Source organism: Clostridium sp. BIOML-A1 (genome assembly GCF_009874105.1).
GTDB lineage: Bacteria > Bacillota > Clostridia > Lachnospirales > Lachnospiraceae > Coprococcus.
In genome coordinates this window covers 18,482-42,090 of sequence record NZ_WWTL01000015.1, presented here as the reverse complement: position 1 = coordinate 42,090, position 23,609 = coordinate 18,482, and the positions used below count along the sequence as shown (strand labels likewise).

The 23,609-nt window shown below is 49.2% G+C and carries 25 protein-coding genes; all 25 read left to right on the top strand.

The annotated features are described in order from the left end of the window. The first annotated feature begins 85 nt into the window (after positions 1–85). The 25 genes from GT641_RS11395 (at position 86) to GT641_RS11275 (ending at position 23,602) form a co-directional block, all read left to right on the top strand. Positions 86–601 carry a hypothetical protein gene (locus GT641_RS11395; protein WP_161117603.1) on the top strand — a complete coding sequence of 172 codons (516 nt, stop codon included), beginning with the start codon at positions 86–88 and terminating at the stop codon, positions 599–601. Between the two features lie 273 nt (positions 602–874). Then, a complete protein-coding gene (locus GT641_RS11390; RefSeq protein ID WP_161117602.1) occupies positions 875–2,293 on the top strand; it encodes a hypothetical protein in 1,419 nt (472 codons plus the stop codon). After that, positions 2,242–3,165 (top strand): ParB N-terminal domain-containing protein, encoded by a 924-nt coding sequence (locus GT641_RS11385; protein ID WP_012742953.1) that lies wholly within the window; start codon positions 2,242–2,244, stop codon positions 3,163–3,165. The genes GT641_RS11390 and GT641_RS11385 overlap by 52 nt, the downstream gene beginning before the upstream one ends. A gap of 7 nt (positions 3,166–3,172) precedes the next feature. Beyond that, complete coding sequence (locus GT641_RS11380; protein WP_161117601.1) at positions 3,173–3,634, top strand: LuxR family transcriptional regulator; 462 nt, start codon at positions 3,173–3,175, stop codon at positions 3,632–3,634. Further along, entirely contained in the window at positions 3,634–5,082 is a 1,449-nt protein-coding gene (terL, locus tag GT641_RS11375; RefSeq protein ID WP_118389538.1) for a phage terminase large subunit, read from the top strand. The genes GT641_RS11380 and terL overlap by 1 nt, the downstream gene beginning before the upstream one ends. An 11-nt stretch (positions 5,083–5,093) precedes the next feature. Next, complete coding sequence (locus GT641_RS11370) at positions 5,094–6,572, top strand: hypothetical protein (RefSeq protein ID WP_161117600.1); 1,479 nt, start codon at positions 5,094–5,096, stop codon at positions 6,570–6,572. Next, the gene (locus GT641_RS11365) at positions 6,493–7,449 is read left to right on the top strand and encodes a phage minor head protein (RefSeq protein WP_161117599.1); all 957 of its coding nucleotides are present in this window, start codon (positions 6,493–6,495) and stop codon (positions 7,447–7,449) included. Before GT641_RS11370 ends, GT641_RS11365 begins: the two co-directional genes overlap by 80 nt. A 4-nt stretch (positions 7,450–7,453) precedes the next feature. Further along, a complete protein-coding gene (locus GT641_RS11360) occupies positions 7,454–7,933 on the top strand; it encodes an XkdF-like putative serine protease domain-containing protein (RefSeq protein ID WP_012742948.1) in 480 nt (159 codons plus the stop codon). An 85-nt stretch (positions 7,934–8,018) separates the two neighbouring features. Then, positions 8,019–8,231: a hypothetical protein gene (locus tag GT641_RS11355; protein WP_117483403.1), complete on the top strand. Its 213-nt coding sequence runs from the start codon at positions 8,019–8,021 to the stop codon at positions 8,229–8,231. Between the two features lie 29 nt (positions 8,232–8,260). After that, positions 8,261–9,517 (top strand): hypothetical protein, encoded by a 1,257-nt coding sequence (locus GT641_RS11350; protein ID WP_161117598.1) that lies wholly within the window; start codon positions 8,261–8,263, stop codon positions 9,515–9,517. A gap of 17 nt (positions 9,518–9,534) precedes the next feature. Beyond that, entirely contained in the window at positions 9,535–9,966 is a 432-nt protein-coding gene (locus tag GT641_RS11345) for a DUF2190 family protein (RefSeq protein ID WP_117483401.1), read from the top strand. A gap of 18 nt (positions 9,967–9,984) precedes the next feature. Next, positions 9,985–11,010, top strand: coding sequence for a hypothetical protein (locus GT641_RS11340; protein WP_161117597.1), 1,026 nt, complete (start codon positions 9,985–9,987; stop codon positions 11,008–11,010). 12 nt (positions 11,011–11,022) lie between these two features. Next, complete coding sequence (locus GT641_RS11335) at positions 11,023–11,622, top strand: hypothetical protein (RefSeq protein WP_161117596.1); 600 nt, start codon at positions 11,023–11,025, stop codon at positions 11,620–11,622. Continuing rightward, entirely contained in the window at positions 11,622–12,032 is a 411-nt protein-coding gene (locus GT641_RS11330) for a hypothetical protein (RefSeq protein ID WP_012742942.1), read from the top strand. Before GT641_RS11335 ends, GT641_RS11330 begins: the two co-directional genes overlap by 1 nt. Continuing rightward, positions 12,029–12,385 (top strand): hypothetical protein, encoded by a 357-nt coding sequence (locus GT641_RS11325; RefSeq protein ID WP_118096189.1) that lies wholly within the window; start codon positions 12,029–12,031, stop codon positions 12,383–12,385. The genes GT641_RS11330 and GT641_RS11325 overlap by 4 nt, the downstream gene beginning before the upstream one ends. A gap of 119 nt (positions 12,386–12,504) precedes the next feature. Beyond that, the gene (locus GT641_RS11320; RefSeq protein WP_243093940.1) at positions 12,505–12,840 is read left to right on the top strand and encodes a hypothetical protein; all 336 of its coding nucleotides are present in this window, start codon (positions 12,505–12,507) and stop codon (positions 12,838–12,840) included. Positions 12,841–12,853: 13 nt separating this feature from the next. Beyond that, complete coding sequence (locus GT641_RS11315; RefSeq protein ID WP_012742939.1) at positions 12,854–13,156, top strand: DUF5026 domain-containing protein; 303 nt, start codon at positions 12,854–12,856, stop codon at positions 13,154–13,156. Next, a complete protein-coding gene (locus tag GT641_RS11310) occupies positions 13,153–14,034 on the top strand; it encodes a hypothetical protein (RefSeq protein ID WP_161117594.1) in 882 nt (293 codons plus the stop codon). The genes GT641_RS11315 and GT641_RS11310 overlap by 4 nt, the downstream gene beginning before the upstream one ends. Positions 14,035–14,045: 11 nt before the next feature. After that, positions 14,046–14,285: a hypothetical protein gene (locus GT641_RS11305; RefSeq protein WP_012742937.1), complete on the top strand. Its 240-nt coding sequence runs from the start codon at positions 14,046–14,048 to the stop codon at positions 14,283–14,285. 2 nt (positions 14,286–14,287) lie between these two features. Continuing rightward, on the top strand, positions 14,288–15,691 hold the full coding sequence (locus GT641_RS11300) for a phage tail sheath subtilisin-like domain-containing protein (RefSeq protein ID WP_117502444.1): 1,404 nt from the start codon (positions 14,288–14,290) through the stop codon (positions 15,689–15,691). Positions 15,692–15,707: 16 nt separating this feature from the next. Then, positions 15,708–16,172 carry a hypothetical protein gene (locus GT641_RS11295; RefSeq protein WP_012742935.1) on the top strand — a complete coding sequence of 155 codons (465 nt, stop codon included), beginning with the start codon at positions 15,708–15,710 and terminating at the stop codon, positions 16,170–16,172. A gap of 79 nt (positions 16,173–16,251) precedes the next feature. Further along, the gene (locus GT641_RS11290) at positions 16,252–16,821 is read left to right on the top strand and encodes a hypothetical protein (RefSeq protein ID WP_012742934.1); all 570 of its coding nucleotides are present in this window, start codon (positions 16,252–16,254) and stop codon (positions 16,819–16,821) included. A 153-nt stretch (positions 16,822–16,974) separates the two neighbouring features. After that, positions 16,975–21,663, top strand: coding sequence for a phage tail tape measure protein (locus tag GT641_RS11285; protein ID WP_161117593.1), 4,689 nt, complete (start codon positions 16,975–16,977; stop codon positions 21,661–21,663). A gap of 3 nt (positions 21,664–21,666) precedes the next feature. Next, positions 21,667–22,350: a LysM peptidoglycan-binding domain-containing protein gene (locus GT641_RS11280; protein ID WP_161117592.1), complete on the top strand. Its 684-nt coding sequence runs from the start codon at positions 21,667–21,669 to the stop codon at positions 22,348–22,350. Positions 22,351–22,360: 10 nt separating this feature from the next. After that, a complete protein-coding gene (locus GT641_RS11275) occupies positions 22,361–23,602 on the top strand; it encodes a hypothetical protein (protein ID WP_161117591.1) in 1,242 nt (413 codons plus the stop codon). The last annotated feature ends 7 nt before the right edge of the window (positions 23,603–23,609 follow it).

Below are 23,609 nucleotides of genomic sequence, written 5' to 3'. Positions count from 1 at the left end.
TTAAATAAGGCTATTTCAGTGTACTTAGGCAGGTCTGTATAGTATAATAAAACTATAAACAACCAGCATAAAAGGAGTGATTGAGATGGCAATTTGGATTAGCAGGTATAGCAACAAGGAATTACAGAGTGGTAAGTATTACCCGGTAGGAATAAGCATCGGAACACCGAAGTTTCCGCTGGGGTACACGCTGAGAAAGCAGTGCTACTCGCTGGCACCGAAAGGCTATATGCTGAATATGGAGCTTGACAGATTCAAGCCTGCATATTACGAGAAGTTGGAAGGTATCGGCACAGACAGAATCATCGATATGGTCGAGAAGATGAATGCGGAAGCAAGGGCAGAAGGGAAAGAACTTGTGCTTCTCTGCTACGAAGATGTGAGAGTTCCAGGAGACTGGTGCCACAGAACCGTATTCGCTGAGTGGTGGGCGGAGCAGACCGGAGAACTGATTGAGGAGTTATACGATCCGTCAGAGCCGAAGGTCAAGAAGTCTGCAGCCAAGAAAGAAAACAAGGAACCTGTCAAGAAAGTAGTCGAAACCAGGAAGGAAGAACCTGGTTACGAGCAGCTGAGTTTGTTTGGTTTGGCAGGGATTTAATCATAACATCCGGAACTGGTGTAAGTAGCACGTGGCTATTCCATAGTTAAGGTCCTGTTCATCGCAGGGTTCCGGTCCAAAAACAACGGCATCGCATCCGAAAGGGTACGGTGCCTTATTTATTATCACGGAACGTACCTCAGTGTCCTTCGGGTCTGAGGTCTTTTTTGTGCAATATGCTGAGGCAGGTATTAAAAATCCCCGGGTCAGTACCAGGGAACCGCCTCGGCTTTTTGTATATATTGAACAATTTTTAGGGAAGGAGACAAGGATATGGCATTTTTTATGGATCCGGGAGCAATGTTCCTGGGGTGCTTAGGCCCGTCGGAGCAGAAGTTTCTTGTTACTCTGATAGAGACTGCAGCAAAGTCCGGATATACAAGGTTCGTTGAGCCGTGTGCCGGTACCTTTGCAATGGCGAACCTGGCAGTACAGAATGGGTTTAAGCCGGAGCAGATCGAGACCAGCGACGTCAATATGATGTCAACAGTCCTCGGATATGCGATTACCGGCCAGTCATTAGAGCCACTGGAAATCCATGCACAAGGCTTTAGTGACGAAGAGCTTCTTGACCCGGCAACAGCATTGTATGCGCAGTTGTACCTCAGAACCTCGAAAAATGCGGGCAATGATTATTTCTATCAGATACTCACAGACCTACGCCTCAGACGAGAGGAACACATCGAGAGTATCAATCGGCAGATAGAGGTAATCAAGAACCTGCTCGGTGGCATGAGCTACAGACCGTTGGATATGTGGGAGCATCTGAAAGAGGTACTGGATGATCCGCACGCTTTGGTTATTGCAAATCCACCGACCTACTTCTCCGGCTATGAGAAGTTCTACGACACACAGGGTAAGATGACCTGGAAGGAACCGCCGTATGAACTGTTTGATCCGGAGACAGGACACCAGCAGTTCTACGACCTCTGCATGGATGCAAAGGCGTTGGTTATTTGCTACCAGGAGAAGAGAGCGGGCGAAGCGGTAGGTTATACGATATATGCTCGCTCCGGCACGAGAGCAGATTTGAATGCTTACATCACTACGAATCGAGAGGAAGAGGCAACCGCTCTTGCAAACGGTAAGAAGATAAAACGTCCAGCAGAGAGTAAGTTACAGCCGTTAGACTGCAGTATGCTTCCGAGAGATTATGTGATCCGGGAAGATAGCAAGGTACAGGTTATCCCGATTAAGTCGGCAGAGGCTCAGTATTACAGAGAGTTATGGACTCACAACTTTGTCGGTTCATCGGCGACGTTCAACAGGGCATTGCTGATTGATGGCTATGTGGCTGGGGTATTCGGCATCTCGAAGATGGCGGCAGACAGCGTATTCGTTTGGTACGTGATGAAGGTGCCACACAAGACATACCGCCTCGGCAGACTGTGTTATATGCTGGCGCAGAACAGAGATTTTGTAGATACACTCCTGGACAATATCGAACAGGAGAAGGTCACAAAGATGCGCACCGCAATGCTTACCAGGTACCCGGAGAACAAAGAGGTACGAGGCATCATGAAACTTGTAAACAGGGTTGAGGACAAGAAGAACGGCTACAAGCTCACGTATGAGGCTGAACTAGTAGAGGGAAGAACCGAACAGCAGACGCTTCAAGAATGGCTAAGGAGGGAAAACGAATGGCAGAAGAACAGAGCAAAGGCATCCAGCAAATCGAAGGATGCGAAGTAATCTATGATATGGGTTCCGGCTTGGTGATCGCCAAGGTTCCGCTGGATAAGGTTAAGGAGCAGGACATCAACGCCAGGATAATGAAAAACGAGATGCAGGATCAGTTGACTGCTAATATCAAGAAGCGAGGACAGCTGGAAAGCCTGCCTCTTTTTGTTTTGGTGGATGGCAAGCTGGAAATCATCAGCGGCCACCACAGAGTAAAGAGCGCACGTGCTGCAGAGATGAAGGAAATCATCGCTATTGTCGATGTGTCCGGTCTCTCACGAAGCAAGATTGCGGCAAAGCAGCTGGCACACAATGCAATTTCCGGTTTCGACGACGACAGTACGTTGAGAGAAATCGTGAAGATGATAGACGATGTGGACGATATGATTGAGTCATTCGTCGGCAAGGAGATCATGGAAGAACCGCTGGAACAGTACGACAAGATGCTGAGTCCTGCGGTTCAGTTTGATTTTAAGAATGTGACGTTTACATTCCTTCCGCACCAGGTAAAGGATATGGACGCACTGGTTAAAGACCTGGAATCAAAGGCTCCGGACATTGTGGGCGTGGCATCCTACGAGCAGTGCAAGGGATTTGTGGAGACACTTAGCAAGTATCAGAAGTTTACGGACATCCGAAACGTCGGTGCGGCTATCCACTCCATGATCGAGAACGCCGCTCAGAAGATGGACGACTGCGGTTTCACAGAGGAAGGAGAATGGACCTACCTCGCTAAACTGTTTGGCAGTAATGCGGTACCGGGTGAGTCCGCTTCCGTTATTCAGCAGGCAATCAAGAAAGCTGAGAAGGAAGGGACAATCACGAGTAAGAACAGGTGGCAACTGATCGAGTACCTATGTGCTGACTACCTCAGTGGCAGGTAGTTAATGTATGGCAGCTAAGCCAAAATACAATGCCCCTTACCACGATAACTGGGCGTGGTCTTTGGCTGCAATGGGTGCCACCAATGAAGAGATCGCCCTTGCCATGGGAGTCTCCGAACGAACCATTATGCGATGGGCCAAGGAACACGAATCATTCGGCAAGGCGCTTGGAGAAGGTAAAGGCGTATCAGATGCGAAGGTAATAAGGAGTCTCTACGAGAGAGCTACCGGCTATGAGTACGAGGAAGAGAAGAAAATCATTGAGTATGACAAGGACGGCAATGTGAAACCGGTCAAGATCGAAAAGACCAAGAAGCACGTACCGCCGGATGTCACGGCTCAGATATTTTGGTTGAAGAACCGTCAGAGAGACCGCTGGCAGGATAGACCACAGGACTATGTGGATCAGACCGGCGACAATGACGCAGAGGTTCAGATTTACCTTCCGGATAATGGGAGGGACGATTGATGAAAGAGAAAATCGTATTAGCTCCGCAGAAAGGACCGCAGGAAATGTTCTTAGCGACCTCTGCGGATATTTGCATTTATGGAGGCGCTGCAGGCGGAGGAAAAACCTTCGGATTGCTGTTAGAGCCGCTTCGGTACATGAACAATCCGGACTACAACGCAACTATCTTCCGACGTGACTACACGCAGGTAACATCCCCAGGAGGCTTATGGGATAGTTCACGAAAGATTTACCGCTACGTGAAAGGTTCCCAGCCGTTAAAGACACCAAAACTACACTGGACTTTCAAAAGAGGCGCATCGGTCAATTTCGCCCACCTCGGACGTGATGAAGATTGCGACGACTGGCAGGGTTCACAGCTCACGATGATAGGATTTGACGAGCTGACGCACTTTAGCGAGTACCAGTTCTTTTATATGCTGTCTCGAAACCGTACAGATTCCGGTGTAAAGCCGTATGTACGAGCAACCTGCAACCCGGACGCAGACTCTTGGGTTGCTGAGTTTATTTCCTGGTGGATAAACCAAGAGACTGGCTACCCGATACCGGAACGGTCGGGAGTGATCCGCTGGATGGTGCGACTGAATGAGGTCGTTACCTGGTTCGACAGCAGGGAAGAGGCAGTGCAGGGAGCCATCGAGAACGGCGTCAAGCCGGAACAGGCTGAGACGATGCCTAAGAGCGTGACGTTCATTGCGAGTACGCTGCATGACAACAAAATTCTGATGAAGAATGACCCGGGATATTTAGCCAACCTGCAGGCAATGGCTCTTGTGCAGAGAGAGCGACTACTGCATGGCAACTGGAAGATTAAAGCCGCTGCAGGCTTGATGTTCAAGCGAGTAAAGGTAAATATGCTGGAAGAGATACCGCCCGATGTTATCAAGTGGGCGAGAGGCTGGGACCTTGCGGCAACATCTGAGGATGAAAAGGGAGACCCGGCATACACAGCGGGCGTGCTGATCGGAAAGAGAAGAAACGGACGGTACATTGTGGCCGACGTTATCAATCGCCGGTTGAGTTCGTCCGATGTGAGAGAAATTATAAAGCAGACCTGCATAGCTGACAGGGCGAAATACGGAAGGGTAGCAACAAGGCTTCCGCAGGACCCAGGCCAGGCAGGTAAAGACCAGGCACAGAGTTTTATGAAGCTCTTGGCTGGTTTTACTGTTAAGTGCATTCAAGAGTCCGGAGACAAGGTAACGAGAGCAGAACCGTTCTCGGCACAGTGGTTAGGACTTGAAGGCATGGATAAGGGCAATGTTGATGTGCTGATCGCACCGTGGAATGAAGAGTATTTCAACGAGTGTGAGAACTTCCCACAGTCCAAATTCAAGGATATGGTGGACGCAAGTTCATCGGCATTTACGGAGTTAGAGAGTGGTGCTACATACTCAGCACCGCCTAAGGATAGCCAGTTAGGCAAGAGCAGTTATTGGAATAAGTGAGGTGAGAACAGATGGCTAACAAAGAAATCGGTCGCATAGGTCAGCGACGCTACGGAGGAACAATCTACGAGGAGTTCCTTCATGAACTGAGAGGCACACGAGGAATAGAGGTCTACCGTGAAATGTCAGAGAATGACGATGTGGTAGGTGCGATCCTCTTTGCTATCGAGATGCTGGTAAGACAGTGCGACTGGAATGTAGAGCCGGGAGGCGACGCCGCAAAGGACAAAGAGGCTGCAGAGTTCGTAGAAAGCTGTATGCACGATATGCAGGACACCTGGACGGACACAATTTCGGAAATCTTATCTTTCCTCACTTACGGTTGGAGCTTCCACGAGATCGTGTATAAGCGCCGCATGGGAAATACGAAGAACCCAACCACGAAGAGTAAGTACACGGATGGTTTGATTGGATGGAAGAAATTGCCTATCAGAGCGCAGGAAACGCTCTACCGATGGGAATACGACAACGAGGACAATCTGCTGGGAATGACTCAGATGCCGCCGCCGGACTTCGGAACGTACACGATACCAATGAGTAAGGCGTTGCTGTTCCGTACAAAGAGCAGGAAGAACAACCCGGAAGGGCGAAGCATTCTGAGAAATGCCTACCGATCCTGGTACTTCAAGAGACGAATCCAGGAGATTGAGGGTATCGGCATTGAGAGAGACCTTGCAGGACTCCCGGTAATGCACGCTCCGGAAGGTTTGGATATTTGGGATGATAATGTGCCCGAGAATAAGCAGACACGAATTGCGTTGGAAAATATGGTAAAGAGTATTCGCCGAGACGAGATGGAAGGTGTGGTACTTCCAGCAGGTTATGAGTTGGAGTTGTTAAGCTCCGGCGGTACCCGGCAGTTTGACACGAATGCGATCATCAACCGCTACGATACCCGAATTGCAATGACGGTACTGGCGGATTTTATTTTCTTAGGGCATTCAGAGACCGGTTCCTGGGCGTTGAGCTCCGATAAGACGGAGTTGTTCGCTATGGCAATCGGCGCATTCCTGGATATGATCTGCGAGACGTTCAACAGCCAGGGCATCCCGCCTCTGATTGATATTAACGGCGAACATTTCGCAGGCATCACGGAGTACCCGAAGATGTCCCACGGCGATATTGCAGATGTGGACGTGACGAAGGTTGCAGCATTCATCAAGGATATGACCGGCATCGGAATCTTAGTACCGGACGACGGACTGGAAGATTACATTCGCCAGGTCGGACACCTGCCGGAGAGAACAACAGACGACAGGACAGTAGACCAGCGGCGTAAGCAACAGGCAGAACAGAACCAGCCACCGGAACCCGAGACAGCCGCAGGAAGCGATGGAAGCGACGAAGGCGAAGAAATCCCCGACAATGTGGTGGAAGCCGCTAAAAGGCGGTTAGGAAGGAGCGGTACAAATGGCAATAAGGTTCATACGACCAAAGCGAATACGCAAGGCAAAGACACCGGGCAGTCAAGAAGTCCTACGCAGACTTGAAGAGTACCTGCAGAGTGAATGTGACGAACCGGTTGAAATCCTATGCGGGTTTTGGCAGGATCAGCAAGACGCCATCACGTACCAGGAACTCCGAAAGGCAGTAGCGGACGGAAGCCTTAGTAAAGAGACGTTAGAGGCTTGGCAACAGGATTACTCAGTGCTTGTTGCCGAGAGATTACAGTCAATGTGGACGCAGGCAATAGCGGCAGGACCAACCGGGCAACCAATCCTGGATGGTCTCGCTTTTGAGTTCAACACTCAGACACCAGGCGTTCTCGACTGGATCAGCGAAAGAGGAGCTGAGTTTGTTACCCGATGCACAGAAGAACAAAAGGACGCAATAGCGGCACTCTTAGAAAAGAAAATGAGAGAGAGCCACACAGTAGATGAACTGGCAAGGCTTATTCGTCCGTGTATCGGTCTGACAGAGGGCGATGCAAGAGCAAATGCCAGGTATTATGACAATATCGTGGCTACGATGCGAAAAGAGCATCCGAGAATGAAGATTGAGAGCATCCGCCGGAAGGCATTGGACGCTTCTCAGAAATATGCAGAGAAACAGCACCGGGCCAGGGCATTCACAATCGCTCAGACCGAGAGTGCTTTTGCTTATAACCGTGGAGCCGATGAAGGCATACGCCAGGCACAGGGCGAAGGGTATCTTGGAACGATGGTAAAGAGATGGAGTACATCCGGAGACGATTCGGTGTGCGACATCTGCAATGCGCTGGAAGGTACTGAGGTAGATATGGACTCCGACTTTGATTTCAAAGGAAAGGTTCTGTTTGCAGGACAACATATGTTACCACCTGCACACCCGAGATGTGCCTGCGCTATCGAGTATATCGAAGTGGCTGCACCGAGAGGAAGGAAGTGAGAAAGTGAAGAAGTTCTCTGATTTCATCAAGAAGTCTGCAGAACCGCAGAAGAAAGAGCCTGCCAGCAATGTGATTAAAGGCAGGTTTAAGATTGCCAAGTCCGACGACGACAAGCACCTGGCATTTGGCTGGGCGAATGTGGCTATCCGTGCTGACGGAGAAGAGATTGAGGACTGGCAGGAGGACATCATCGAGCCGGAAGAACTGGAAAACGCAGCATACCAGTATGTATTACTCTATCGTGAAGGCGGAGAAATGCACGAAAGAGGCGGAGCTGCAGTCCTGGTTGAATCCGTGGTATTCACGGAAGAGAAAATGCAGGCAATGGGAATCCCGGCAGGCACTCTTCCGATTGGTTGGTGGATCGGCTTCAAAGTAACCGACGAGGATGTATGGGAAAAGGTTAAGGACGGCACATATCCGATGTTCTCAATCGAAGGAGAAGCCGAGAGAGTCGAAGTAGAAGATGAAAACACCTTGTAAAAATGGGGCGTATTGAGTTTTTCAGCAGTCTTAACCTTATAATTCCACATACGAGAGTGTAATAAGGGCATAGGTAGTTCACATTATGGAGACAAATCTAAGCAAAAAGAACAAATTGATAAAACAGATCAGCAAGGCATCCGATATGGTGCCTTTTTCTGATTTCCTGCTCGAATTTATGGACCGCTACGGTTTGAATAACCTGCGAGAGTCCACAGTAGAGCAGTTAGAAGAGTTTATCAGCAACAGAAACATCATTCCGTTATTAGGAGAGGCACCGCAAAGGTGTCTTTTTTAATATAAATCTTGCGGAAAGGAGGAAGCAAAGTGGCAACAAAGTTAAAAAATCTCAGAATCAGCAAGGTTGATTTTGTAGATGAGGGTGCAAATCCGGATGCTCACATTAAGCTAACAAAGAGTAAAGGCGAAAAGGGGCAGTCCACAGGAGAGAATGGCGATAAGAATGGTTTTGTCAGCCGATTGTTCGGTTTCATCGGCAAAAAGGCCGGCATGAACCAGGAAGAGATCGACAGTGCAGTAGAGGAAGTTCTGAAAGGCAACTCTGTTAGTTTCAACGAGCGTTTCAATGAAATCAAGAACAGAAAGATTGCTGATGAAATTTGGGATATATGCTACGCACTGCAGGCAAGCCTCTGTTCGATTCTGAATGACGAGGAGCTGGATAGCACCGGCGCAGCAACAGCGATGAATGAGAGCCTTGACGAGTTCACTGCAGTAGTGAAGGAAGCGATTAGCAACTGGTCCGGCGGAAAGGTAATCAACATCGTAAAGAGTGACGAGGTGACGGAGAGTGACCTGGCAATGATGAAGTCTGCGGCTGCAAGGCTGAATGACAACATCGAGAAGGCACAGACCGCCGCTGGAAAGCCTGCCGGAGAAGGAGACGATCCGGAGGTAAACACAGAGGACAAAAAGGACCAGGGCAAAAAGAAACAGTCGAAAGGAGACAACGAAGATATGAAGATCGACAAGAGCAAAATGACCCAGGCTGAGCTTCTCATTCTCGAAGATATTGAGAAGAGATACGGCGTGGCAGACGACCCGGCTCAGACAGAGCAGACTCCGGAGGGAAAACCTGCGGTAACAAAGTCTGTTGAGAAGCCTGAGCAGAACCAGGAAACACCTGCAGATGGCGAGGACATCTACAAGGGACTCAATCCTGCTGTTAAGGCAGAAATCGAAGCACTCAGAAAGTTCCGTGAGGATGCTGAGAACAGAGAACTTGAAGCCGTAGCAGGCAAGTATGAAATCATCGGCAAGAAGAAAGAGGAGCTTGTACCTATGCTCAAATCTCTCAGAGCTACCGGTGGAACTGCATACAACGATATGATCGCCGTTCTTGACGCCACCGTGGAAGCGGTCAACAAGTCCGGCGTTTTTTCCGAGGTAGGCAAGTCCGGCCACAACTCTATGCACGTAAGTGATGCAGAGGGCAAGATCGAAGGTATCGCCAAGAGCTATATGCAGAAAGAACCTTCCATGAGCTATACGGATGCGTTGGCTAAGGCTTGGGAAGATAACCCGGACCTTATGGACGCATACGACGCTGAGGAAGGATTTTAAGGAAGGAGGAAAAGACCATGGCAAAGAGAAACTTCAACGGCTCACAGATTAACCAGTCTGTGACAATCGCAGAGCAGGCCGGTGCTGCTATCGACGATGTGAGAAACCTCATTCTCAAATATGACGAGAATGGAGATGTAGTCGTAGCAACCGACGGCACAGCACCTATCGTAGGCATTGCAATTATTGAGGCAGGCTATAACGACATCTCCGGAGCAGAGTCCGGAAAGGTTGCAAAGGGCGACCAGGTAGATGTTCAGATTAAGGACATCGGCTACATTCTTGCTGGCGGAGCCATCAAGAAGGGCGAAGAGGTAACTGCAACCGCAGGAAAAGCAACAAAGGCAGCTGACGGAGATTATGTGATCGGCGTGGCGCTCAGCAATGCAGCTGAGAATGACTATGTGAGAGTTCAGATTTCCAAGTATCAGAAGAATGCCGCAAAATAAAGAAGGAGGAAATGGTAAATGAAAAGAACAACAAAGAGCATCCAGGCAGACATTGCCAAGGGTGCTTTCAGACCACATACAGCGCTTTCCACTATGGCGCTGGCTTATTATCAGCAGGATTCAACGACCCTTGCAAAGAATATGTTCCCGGTTTGCCCGGTAGGGTTATCCTCTGACAACTATTATGTATTCGACAAAGAGGATCTGTTACGTGATAACTGGCAGAGAAAGCCTGCATACGGCAAGGTTGACCCTGCAGTAATCTCTGAACACACAGAGACCTATGCTTGTACGGTAGATCAGATGATTATGGGTATCGACTCCATTCGTCAGACTGACCTTAACCGCCGCCAGGGACCTCGTACTGCGGACCCTCGCCAGCAGAGAACTAAGGTTATGGCAGCACAGGCAAACATCCACCAGGATTCGGATTTCTCCAAGTCCTTTATGAAGCAGGGAGTATGGGCGAATGAAGGACAGGGCAAGGATGATACAACTGTTTCCGGAAATGAGTTCATTAAGTTCAGCAACGGCAACAGCGATCCTATTGCATTCTTCGATGCAAAGAAAACTGCCATGAGACAGGCAACCGGCCGTACTCCTAACAGATTAGGACTCGGTATCAACGTATTTAATGCGTTGAAGGTACACCCTGCAATCCTCGAGAGAGTGAAGTTTGGCGGTACAACTGCAAATCCTGCAAATGTTACCGAGAACGTGCTTGCACAGCTCTTCGGAGTTGACAGAATTGTTATCGATCAGACCGTGCAGAACAAAGCCGGTTTAGGCCAGGCTGCAAATATGCAGTTCATTGGCGATCCTAACTCATTCCTGTTAGCGTATGCAACAGATACACCTTCCATCGAGGAGCCTTCTGCAGGTTACATCTTCACTTGGGACATGTTAGAGAACGGCATCTTACTTCCGGTACTCAACTACCAGGGTGAGGCCGGAACACATTCTGAGTTTGTCGAGGGTCTTATGGCTTACGACATGAAGAAAACTGCAGATGATCTTGCGTTCTTCGGTTACGACGCAGTGTAAGGAGGTTTCGCCATGAGATTAATTGCAAAGAAGCCTTGCAGTTATGGCGGCAAAAAATTCTTCATCGGGGATGAAATCCCAGCAGAACTCGTGGTAAACATCGAGAGAGAAGAAAAGCTCGGCGTAATCTCAGCCGCAAATGACGAAGCAGGGGTACCGGAACAGTCCGGTGCCCTTTATTCGCAGGAGCAGGTAGATAAGATGATCGCCGATGCAGTCGCCAATGCAGGCAAAGGATTTACGCAGGAGCAGGTAGATGAAATGATCCAGTCCGCAATCGCAGAGCTTGAACCGTTCGACTCCGACAATGCCGGTTTTACCGTAACAGTCAAGGGCGAGGGTGACAATGTGACGGCGGTTTCATGCAGTGCAGAGGATATTCAGTCTGTGGTCGATGTACTGCAGATGAATGCGGACGATGGTGCAAAGGCAGTAGCCAACGTACAGTCGGACAGCGTTCTGATTTTGCTTCACGCCTTAGACACACGCGCTACGGTCAAGAAAGCGGCTCAGAAACAGCACGACACTTTATTCTCCGCTGACGGCAATTCAAACGAATCCGTAGGCGGTAACGCAACCACAGACAGCATTACGGAGGGAGCTGATACCTAATGTCAAAAGGTGCATACACATATGAGCCGGGAAACATCACGGAGTTTGGCAAAGACCGTATGAGGTTTGAACTTGGAGACACGATGGTAGAGGGCCTGGCAGATACGACGGCATTGACCGACGAGGAGATACAAGCAGCAATCGACGCATACCCGAATAAGTGGAAGCGTGCGAAGCTGATGCTTCTTGAAAGTTTGTGCCGCCGTTTTGCGTATGAGGTCAACACAAAGACCGGTCCTCTCAGCCTGGATATGAATGGCAGGGCGAAACTTTGGAAAGAAGATTACGACAAGCTGAAAAAAGAGGTCCAGGCAGAATCGGTGTCAGTGCCACGGTTCGGAAATGGGGTAGATGGTCCGCCTTACTTTCATACAGGAATGCACGAAAACGAGAGGGTGTGGAACGGATGATAAATGCGAGATTTATGTATTTAAGGCCGGGAAACCTATTCAAGGATTTTGTTGTCGAGTCAAATACGCAGGTTGTAACAGCAAGTGGAAGGGTAGCAAACGCCCCGAAGGGAGACGGCTCAAAGATCATCAGAGGATGTCTTGCCGAGTCCACGAAGGAACAGAAGGAATCTCATTCAACGAGAGACCGTGTTTGCACCCATACGATTGTGCAGGCGGGAAGTCCGGAAGCAAAGAAGTCCGATAAACTCATACTCGGAAATCGCACGTTTTACATCATCGACCTGGACGAGGTGGGTAGCTTGGGTATATCCACAATCTACTACGCCGAGGAAAGGAAGGATGTCAAATGAAACTGTGGAACGATGGAAAAGCAGGGAGCGCAGGAAGTGCCATAAGGGCAACAGTCAAAGGACAGGTAGCCAAAATCAACCGGCAAGTCGTAGCCAGGGGCGCTAGGGCAGTGAATGCTATGAGAAACGCAGAACTGGAAGTGCTAAAAGGTCAGAGAAGCGGGCGAACATATCGCAAGCCGCACAGCAAAGCGACCTACACAGCTTCGGCACCAGGAGAACCACCGGCAAGACGTACAGGAAATCTCCGTATGCACTGGAATGGCCAGGTAAAGAGCGAAGGCAGTACCGCTGGTGGCGGAGTCCAAATCATTGCAGAGCTGGAAAGCCAAGAGAAGTATGCTGGCTACCTTGAAAACGGAACGAAGAAAATGGCAGCAAGACCATTCGTAGACAAGATCAAGGAGAAGGCAACCCCGGAAATTGAGAAAATTTACAAGGAGCCGTATGGCTAAGGAGGCATGATATATGGCACTGGTAGTAGAACAGCCGATAGCAACCTTCGATTTGAGCGAGATTGCCAGGGGCGATTTGGTCTATGGCAAGCATCGCACATGGCCGGAAGGTAAAGCCGGATTTGTAACATCAGCCACCGAGAAGGAGCTGATCGTCCAATATCATCCGGGTATCGGCAATGTAACTAATCACTTTCGGATTCCCATTGATGAAGCGGTAGACGCTCAGTGGGAAATCCGATATTCACACGATATGTCGGAGGTCAAGACCTACGGCATCGAAAAGCAGGACACTGAGGAAGGAGCGACAGAGTGAAGCTGGAAGAACTGATTCAGAAAAGGTTCGTCAGTACGGCAGCACTCGCAGAGAGGCTTACAACCTACAACGGTGTGCCTGCTGTTTTTAGTCCGGAAGCACCGGGCGACGAACAGGAAGGGTGGGGCGGTGAAACGCAGTACCCTATGGTAACTTACAACTATGACCTGCAGGCAAACGAAGAACGAAACAGCGCCGGTAGTCTTTCGGTATCGATATTCTGTCAGAACACAACAGATGTATTCCCGGAGGACATAGCGCCTATCGTGAAGGAATGCCTGCGTGATGTGATCCTTCTTCCGGAAGGCGGTACGCCGTACTGCTTTACTTGGGCGAGAACGGATGCGTTTACTATGGGCGAGGATGCAGGAAAAGCCGGTGTTGTAATCGGCTGTGAAGTCAGATTTGACATCCTGGAATATCCGTCTATGGAAACGTCCGATCCGGACCCAGTAATGGCGGTTGATAAGTACATCAAGGAATTGTACCCGAAATGTCTGGTGATGGGGTATGACCGGATGGAGGAGATAACCGAAGCCTCGGCGGATCAGCCGGTGGTTTACTGCAGACTGATTTCATCTGAGAAGCAGGAAGAAACGAATACAGTAGCTTGGATGGACGGTAGAATTGCCGTCCATGTTTTGTGCCCGGAAAGCACAGTGAGATTGAAGATGGCCGCAGATATTGCCAACCATTTGTCACTCGACGGAGAGGTAATTATGCTGGACTATTCGCCTATGTTCATTAAGAGACTGCAGGTGAATTACAAATCTGACTACTTGAAGGAAGGCCAGGTATTCATCACAGGTCACTATGGATTGCTTAGGTACAAGGCTAAGCCTCATGTGCTTATGGCAGCTCATGGAAATTACAGTTAAGGAGGTAAAGCATGGCTAAGGAAACAGCAACTCCGGCACCTGCTGAAACAAAGGCAGAAAAGAAGCCGGAGAAAAAGGCCCCTGCAGAGTCCGTTTACACAGTAAGCGAGCTTGCAGGCAACGCAAGAAGCGTATTCGGCACAATGCAGGAATGCGTTGTAGCCGCTCTGAAAACTGACGGCAAAGCCGAGTACACAGTATCAGAGGCAAAGGAAATTGTAAGCAAGTTCTTACAGAAGGAGGTTAAGTAGAAATGGCAGGAACATTCATTTTAGGCGAAACTAAGGTGCGTCCTGGTACCTATTTCAACATTCAGAAGAAAGGCGGAAATGCCGCTGCTGGCGTTATGAATGGTGTTACCGCAGTAATCTTCCGTGCAGATTTCGGTCCTCTCAACGAGGCAATCGAGTTATCTGCAGAGGATGGCTACGAAGGAACATTCGGTACCGCACTTACTACGGATGCAATGAAAGAGGCAATCGCCGGTGGCGCAAAGACGATCATCGCCTGCAGAGTCGGTAACGGCGGCACTCAGGGCAGTATCAAGTTGCAGGACAGCGAAAGCACAGATGCAGTAAGCATCACAGCAAAATATCCAGGAGCAAAGGACTTTGTAGTAACAGTCCGTGAAAAGCTCTCAGACAGCACTCTCAAAGAGTGCATTTTTTATGCCGGTACAACAGAGTTTGAGAAGGTGGAATTTGCCGCCGGAACAGACGAAGCTAATGCCCTTGTGGATGCACTGGCATCTTCCAAGAATTTCAAGGCAGAGGTTATCAAGTCCGGCACCGTAACATTACAGAATGTGTCTCAGTCCCAGTTTACAAAGGGAACTGATCCGCAGGTAACGAATGGGGACTACTCCAATGCGTTTAAGCAGGTAGAGGCGTATGAGTTTAACACAATCTGTGTCGATACCGAGGACACTTCGGTACATCTGCTTCTGCAGAGCTTCATCAATCGTATTTTTGATGCGGCATCTCTTACACAGGCGGTCGTTGCTGAGAAGCACACGGTAGACCTGGAAACAAGGGAAGCACACGCCGCTTCATTCAATGACGAGAAGATGCACTACGTTCTCAATGCCCATGTGAATGAGCAGGGTACGGAGATCGACGGTTATCAGACTGCAGCACGTATTGCTGGTATGATCGGCGCAGTAGCGGCAAACTCTTCGCTCACTCATACAGTAGTCAGCGGCTTCTCCGAGATCAAGGAAAAGCTGACAAACACTGAAATGATTGCTGCAGAGAAGAAAGGTTGCCTGGTACTCAGCTATAACAAGGCTAAGCAGGTGTGGATTGATAATGCAATCAATACCCTCATTACGCCGAAGGACAACCAGGACGATGGCTGGAAAAAGATTCGCCGTGTTAAGACTCGTTTCGAGCTTATCAGACGTATCAATACCACCTCTGACAACCTGGTAGGCAAGGTAGACAATGATACCAACGGTCGAGCAACTGTAATTTCTCAGCTGCAGGCAGTCGGTGATGCAATGAGAGAGGAAGGCAAGCTGGTAGCCTGCACAGTAAGCGAGAGTTCTGCTTACACAGCAGACGGAGACTCCGCATGGTTCGACATCGATGTGATCGACAAGGATTCTATGGAGCATATCTACCTCAGCTTTATTTTCCGTTTCAGCACCAATGAGTAGAAGGAGGTAAAAAGCGATGATTAGAAACGAGAGAGCCGCCGGTGATTCAAGACACGCACGTACCGGTAAGGACGGAGCGTTCTACAGTGAGGACGGCGTTTTACTTGCGACCGTTGATACGTTCACTTCCAACGTGAACTACAACAATGCTAAGTACAGTGTGCTTGGAGATGCACAGGAACATGAGACAGCCAACACATTTGCTGTCAGCCTCACGATGTCTCAGATCGTAGTAGAGGACGACCAGTTCTTTGTAGAGGTCATGGAGGCATTAGAGACTCAGATCCCGCCGCACTGGAACTTCCAGGGTTCACTTCTCGGACGTAATGGTTCTGAGGAGCGTGTGGTTTACAAGGAGTGTATTCCTTCCGGACAGATTGACATTCAGAATGTCACTGTCGGCGATGTTATCAAGAGAAACTGGAACTTCTTTGTCAACAGACCGCCTAAGTTACAGTCGTTACTCGGCGTAGACAGATAAGGAGTACCACATACGAAACCAGTAGGGGAGCCGGAGCGGTTCCCCTTTATTTAATCAAAAAGAATTGGAGGACATTCAAATGGCTAAAGAATTTGTAAAAGGCGTAACAGTAGGCGAGGCAACAGCTGAGGAGAATACTCAGCCTGCAGTAAGTACAGTGGAGACAAACGAAGAGGAAACAAAGCAGGTAATCAGAGCGAATGAGGAGGACTTCATCGCAGGTCTGATTGCGGCTGCAGATTTCGCTTCCGATGAAGAGGAAACACAGAGAATTGAGATTGTCAGAAACGGCAAGCTCGCTTTTGCATTCTCTATCAGACCTCTCGGCTCAGAGGAGTACGACAAGTGCCGTAAGAAATTTACAAAGTATGTTCGTAATAAGCAGCTCGGTATCAAGATGCCGGAGGACACAGACCGTATCAAGTACCAGTCAGCAATCATCCACAAGGCGACTATCGCAGAGGATAGAGAGAAGTTATGGGACAACAAGAAGGTATGGCAGGCGCTTGAAAGCAAAGGATTTCAGATTATGTCCGGCCTGGATGTAATCGAGTACACCCTTAAAGCGGGCGAGAAAGACCGTATTATTGATGCGATCGACACCCTCAGCGGCTACGAGAGCAACATTGAGGAAGTAGCAAAAAACTAATTGAAGCCGGGGGCAAGATGTGCTTGTTGCATCACATATTCCAAAAGACAGGAATAACCCCCGATGAATTTTACGAGAAACCGAAAGGCGTGCAGGCGTTCATGCTTGCGTCTATGCGGACAACCCTAGAATCACAGAAAGGAGGTAATGACGGTGGCGGAAACACTTAGAATCGAAATTCCTATTGAGACGGTCGATAATACCGATCCGGGAGTCTCCAATGCTACGAAGAAATTCGAGAAAATGGAACGAGCGGCCAATAGTGCGAATAGTTCAGCCAAGAAAGCGAGCGACACAGTTTCCAAGTTTGACAAGCAAGCTCAGAAAACCGAAAAGAGCCTGGCAAGCTGGGCGAAAGAAAAGTACGAAGTCCTGCTTGAAGCGAAGGAACGAATCAGTCCGGTACTCTCTACGCTGGGTAATGGGTTAAGGAGTTTTGCAGGGAAAACGTGGAGCGTTACAATGCGAGCGATTGACCTCATAACCTCCCCGGTTCGAGGGATCATAAACCTGTTGAAAAATCCGATTTTCCAAGTCGGAGCGGTCCTGGGAGTCAGTATCGGTCTGAAAGACACGATAGAGACATACAAGGACTTCGAGGCCGCAATGTCACAGGTCCAGGCTATAAGCGGAGCCACCAGCACAGAGCTTGTCAAACTGACGAATAAGGCGAAGGAAATGGGAGCAACCACGAAATTCACAGCCGAAGAGTCGGCGCAGGCGTTTAATTACATGGCGATGGCTGGATGGAAAACCGACGATATGCTGAATGGTATCGAAGGTATTCTCAGCTTGGCAGCAGCTTCCGGAGAAGATTTGGCAACGACATCCGATATTGTTACGGATGCGCTCACGGCGTTCAATATGAAAGCCGGTGATGCCGGACACTTCTCAGATGTTTTGGCGGCGGCTGCATCAAATGCGAACACGACAGTCTCCGGAATGGGCGAGACTTTCAAATATGCAGGCTCTATGGCAGGATCGCTCAGTTACTCCATAGAAGATGTTGCCCTTATGACAGGCTTAATGGCAAATACTGGAATTAAGGGAACAATGGCCGGTACGGCACTCAACTCAATATTCACGAGATTATCGACGAACACCAACGGAGCGGCTGATGCTATGAAAGACTTAGGCATCAGCTTTTTTGATTCCAACGGACAAGCCAGGGATTTATCCGATGTGATGGGTGAGTTAAGGACGGCTACGGCAGGTATGACGGCTGAGCAGAAGTCAAACCTGGCAAATACAATCGCAGGAACACAGGCACAGAAAGGTTTGCTTGCTATCTTGAATGCCTCAGAAGAGGACTATAACAAGTTGGCAGACGCCATCAACAATGCAGACGGAGCGGCAGCGAATATGTCTGAAACGATGATGGATAACCTGCAGGGTTCTATCACGTTACTGCAGAGCGCAGTAGACGGAGTGAAAATCTCATTTGGCGAGAGACTATCTCCATACGTGAGAAGCCTGGCAGACTGGCTTACCGATCAGATGCCAGCGGTTGAATCCGGTCTTGATGAAATGATGGACTGGGTAGATACAAAGGTGGACCGCATGAAGAAGAAATTCCACGACTTAACAGAGTCGGAAGAATGGAAAAACGCAGATTTCCTCGGCAAGGTGAAACTGAGCTGGGATGAATTTATTGCTGATCCGTTCAAGGAGTGGTGGGACACCAAAGGAAAAGCAAAATTTGCTGATTTCGCCGGAGACATCGGAAAAGGCATCGGCAGCGGAATTAAGATCGGCGTTATGACAATGCTCGGTATTGACATCTCGGAAACATTCGACGAGGGAACCAGTATCGGAGCGTCGTTCGCCAAAGGCTTCTCAGAGGGATTTGATTTCGATGCCGTATCTGCGAAGTTGATGGACGGACTCGGTAATTTGGTATCAAATGCGGGCAAACTGCTTCCTGGCGGTAAGTCTGCAGATTTGTCGTCTGTATTCTCAGCGGTATTGCTCGGTAAGATTGCCAGTCCGTTTATCAGTCTTGGCAAGGGAGCAATCAGCCTGGGAAAAGCAGGAAAGACAGTATTAGGTTCGGGAACCGGAGAGATGGGACTTGGGGCAGCAATGCTTGGTTCGTCTGCAATGGGTACCGGACTTCTCGGAAAGTCGGCAATGCTGGCAATCAACCTCGGAGCAGGAAACCTGGCCGGGGGAGCATCACTAAGCGCAGGAGCTTTATCTGCAGTCGGAATGGGTGCAGGAGCAGGAGCGATTGCCGGTGGTGCAACGCTCGTAAGTAGTGCAATGGATTTGTATAAATCTATCAAGTCCGACAATAAGGACGAGAAAGCCGCTTACGGTGGTTCAGCCGCTTGGAAAGCAGGCGGCGTAGCAGCTGGTGCGGCGGCAGGTGCAGCACTTGGTTCTGTAATTCCTGGTCTTGGTACAGCGGTCGGTGCTTTAATCGGTGCCGGTGTCGGAGGTATCGCAGGATGGATCAAGGGCAATAAGGTCAAAGAAGAGTACCAGGATAATGTCGAAGAAATGCAGAAGGAAGCCGAGAAAGCTCAGAAGATTTTCCAGGCAACCGGTTTGTCAATCGAAGATGTACGATTTCAGAATAAGGCTCTGCAGGACGCTATGAACGATAGCGAGGTTTCTGCGGAGCAGTTTTCAGCTATGTTCCAGGAAGAGTGCGAAAACGTGGCAAAGAATGCTTTCGGAAAGATTAAGTTATCCCTGGAAGAGGTCAAGAGTATTGCAAGTGATATTACATTCGGCGATATGACGGACGGACTGAACACCTTCACAACAGCAACTAGCGACACACAGCAGGCACTTAGCGACCTGCAATCATCAGTATCGACCTTGAAAAAGGAGAACTGGAAAGTCAGCTTAGGAATGAAACTGGATGAACTGCAGAAGGACGATTACAAGAGTGCAATCGAAAACTTCATCAGCGACAGCCAGTCCTATATTGACAACAACCATTACGAGGCGACAGTCGCTTTGAAACTGCTCACTGGAACCGACGCAGACACCAGCGGTATCGACAGTTACTACGGCAGTATGAAGAAACAGCTGGACGACTTGGGAAAAGAACTCAGCGGAAAAGTGGATATTGCCTTAGAGGATAGCGTTATCAGTCTTGACGAGTCTGCAGAAATTCAGAGCTTGCAGGATCAGATTTCGGCTATCACAGGAAAGATTTCGCAGGCCAGGACGGATGCGGAATTTGACACATTGAAGATTAAGTATTCCGGCGCAGAGCTGGATATGGATAGTTTCAATGCTTTGCAGGAAGAGCTGCAGACGCAGGTAAGCAATGCGTCGGATCAGTACGAGCAGGCACTCACGCTCACGCTCACAAATCTGAACCTGCAGCTGGCAGACGGAGCTATCACGCAGGAAGAGTACGATGCGGCCGTGAAAGAGGCGACCGATGGCTACTACGCCCAGCTGAATGAGATTAACGCAAGAGTATCTTCGTTCAACCTGGAAACGATTGCCGAGGCGTGGGACTCCTCACTTCAAGGTTATATGCCGGAGATTGAGGGAAGCACGAAGGAGAAGTTGGAAACAGCTTTGAACAATGCGTTGCTGGCACACCCGGACGTACAGACTTGGACTGCAGCTGATGTGGCAAGCTGGATGGGATTAGACAAGCTCAATCTCGATACGGCAGTTCAGACGGACATTGCGACTCAGATTTTGCAGACGGCACTTGCGGTACCGGATGGCACCAAAGAGAAGATTATGCAGAATTTCAAAGATTCTGTACCGACTGCAGAGGAAATCAAGGAAGCAATCGACTGGGATTCAATGACTAATGAGGACTGGACGGAACTTATGGAGTCTATCACAGGCCCGACGGAAGGCGAGTCAATCGGCTTGAATACAGAGGATCTGAAAAAGAAGATGTCGGACTACTACGGCGAGTATTTCGAGAGCGTCAAGACGTCCTATTCAGAAGCACTTCACAACGCCCTGGAGAACAGCGGTAGTGAAGAAACACTCAGCACATTCATGCAACAGTATATGCAGGATCAGATGGCCGATTTTGATTTTTCAACGGTCATGGAGAATTACGGTCCTATCTCGAACGAGTATTTTGCTACGCTGCAGTCAGAGTGGCAGACAGCCGGTACAAATCTCGGAACATCACTCAACACGGGAGCGTCAACGAGTCTTACCAATGGCTCGGCGGGATTGAGAACCAGCCTGCAGACCTCTCTTAATACAGCAACGGCAAGTCCGTTCAGCATCAGTCCGACGGTAAACGTAACACCGAAGTACAACCTGTTGACGCTGCCGACAATTCCGACAACGACATCCACACCGGCGAAACACGCTGCAGGTGGTCGAGTTGGTGGCGGCCCTCAGCTGTCATGGTTGGCAGAGGAAGGTTGGGACGAGTTTGTTATCCCGACAAATCCAAGCCGAAGGACAAGAGCACTTGAATTGTACGAGCAGGCAGGCGAAGCACTCGGCGTTTCTAAGCACGCAGAGGGCGGTCGTATAGAAGGCTCAAATTTGAGCGATATTGTATCAGACCATAATTTATTCACTGAGGCGACAAGAAACGCATCCTATGGCTATAACGAAACCACAGAAGGTAATTATGAGGACAACTCAGCAGAAACATTTGCTCCGGTAAGTTCAGAGGTTCCGACCTCTACACCACAGACCGGTCCGATCAGTGTAAATGTTGCGGTAAGCCCGAATTTCCAAATCGAGGCAAAGGAAGGTCAGAGCGAGGAAGATATTGTTGCCGTAATCAGAAGGCACTTAGGCGAGATCGCAGACGAACTTGGCGGAAACATCGCCGACAAGTTGAGTGAGGTATTCGCCAATATGCCAGTATCAAGCACGAAAGGAGCGTAGGCGATGGATATTAAACTGATTCCGGTGGAAAAGGGTTCAAAGTTTACGTTCCCGGCTCTACCCGAAAAGGTACAGGGCAAATATGCAGCCAAGTACCAAAGTTTTGACATCATCTCCCTGGGTACCGTAAAGGTACCTAAGGGGACGGATGTTTCAGAGTTTTCGTGGGACGGTGTATTTTTCGGAGCGTCAAAGAAGAATGAGGCAATCGTCAAAACGAATGCCTGGAAAAGTCCAAACGAGTGTGTGAAAATTCTGAATGACTATATGTTGAATGAGACAGTGCTTACATTGATCGTAACGGAAACGTGGATAAACGTGGATGTTACGATTTCTTCATTTCAGCCGAGACCGGTTGGAGCGTATGGCAATGTCGAGTATTCCATTACGTTTGTGCAGAAGAAACCGCTGAAAATCTACAGCACAAATGAACTGAAAATTGCGGCGTTTGTAAGGAAAACGAAGCCGAGAGCCAGTTCATCATCGAGCGGAGGCAATTATACAGTAGTCTCCGGAGATACGCTGTGGGGCATCGCCTCAAAGAAACTGGGAAGCGGCACCAAGTGGACGAAAATTTACGACACAAACAAGGATACGATAGAGTCCACAGCAAAGAAACACGGAAAGAGCAGTTCGGATCACGGCCACTGGATATGGCCGGGAGAAGTCCTGACAATCCCGGGATAGGAGGCACGCTATGATTGATTTGGCGAAAATCCAGTATCGGGTCGTGGTTATGGACGAAAGCAAGAACCAGTACAACATTAAGGAGTACATTGAAAACCTCGGATGGGAAGAGAACGACGGCGAGTTATCCGTCAGAACCTCATTTGTGGCGAAGAATGATAAGACATCCAAGGGTTATCTGTCGAAGATAATCAAGCCGGGGTGCCTGGTCGGAGTATTCGCAACAGACGGCGCTTCCCAGGACGAGGAAGTAGCACGAGGGTACGTGGAAACGTGGAATCCGGTTGAAAAGAGCGGAGGACATACGCTGAAATGCACCTGCTACGACGAGCTTTACAAGCTGCAGAAGAGCCAGGACAACAGATATTTCCCTTCCGGAACTGGCACAAAGTCGGCGATAGAAGGGATTTTTGATGATTGGGAGATACCGCAGGGATCATATCAAGGACCGAATGCTTCACACGGTAAAACAGTGGAGAATAATAAGTATCTGTCAGACATTATCATCAATCTGCTGGATGATGCAGCGAAGAAAGGCGAGGAGCAATGCTTTGTGCAGGCCAGGAAGGGCAAGACATCTGTTATTCCGAGAGGAAGCAATAAGACGGTGTATGTATTCCGGACAGATAATACGCAGATGTTCAGTCAGAGCATAAGTACAGCAGATATGATTACCAGGGTTAAGGTTGTAGGGCAGGCAGACGATGATGGAAGAACCAGCGTTGAAGCCACGGTAAACGGCGAAACAAAGTACGGTATTCGTCAGAGAATTTATACGAGAGGCAAGGACGAAAGCCTTGCGGACGCTAAATCTGCAGCGCAGGAAATCTTAGACGATGAAGGAAAAATCAAGAAGGAGATCAAAGTGCAGTCCCCGGATGTTCCGTTTGTCCGAAAAGGTGACCTGGTGTATGTAGTGAGCGAACTGGCCCAGTCGTATTACTACGTGAAGGGCATCCAGCACACGGCAGACACCTACAGCATGACGATGGATTTGGAGCTTGCAGAACCAAAGAAGGAAAAGGCAAGCTCTGAGAAAAAGAAAGATTACAACGTGGGCGACATCGTGAATTTCCACGGCGGAACCCATTACGTGAGCAGCTACCCAGGCTCAAAAGGCTACAAAGCCAGGGCAGGAAAAGCAAAGATTACGATTAAGAACGGTTCCGGAAAAGCGCACCCTTGGCATCTGATCCACACGGACAGCGGAAGCAATGTGTACGGGTGGGTTGATGACGGAACCTTTGATTAAAGGCAGG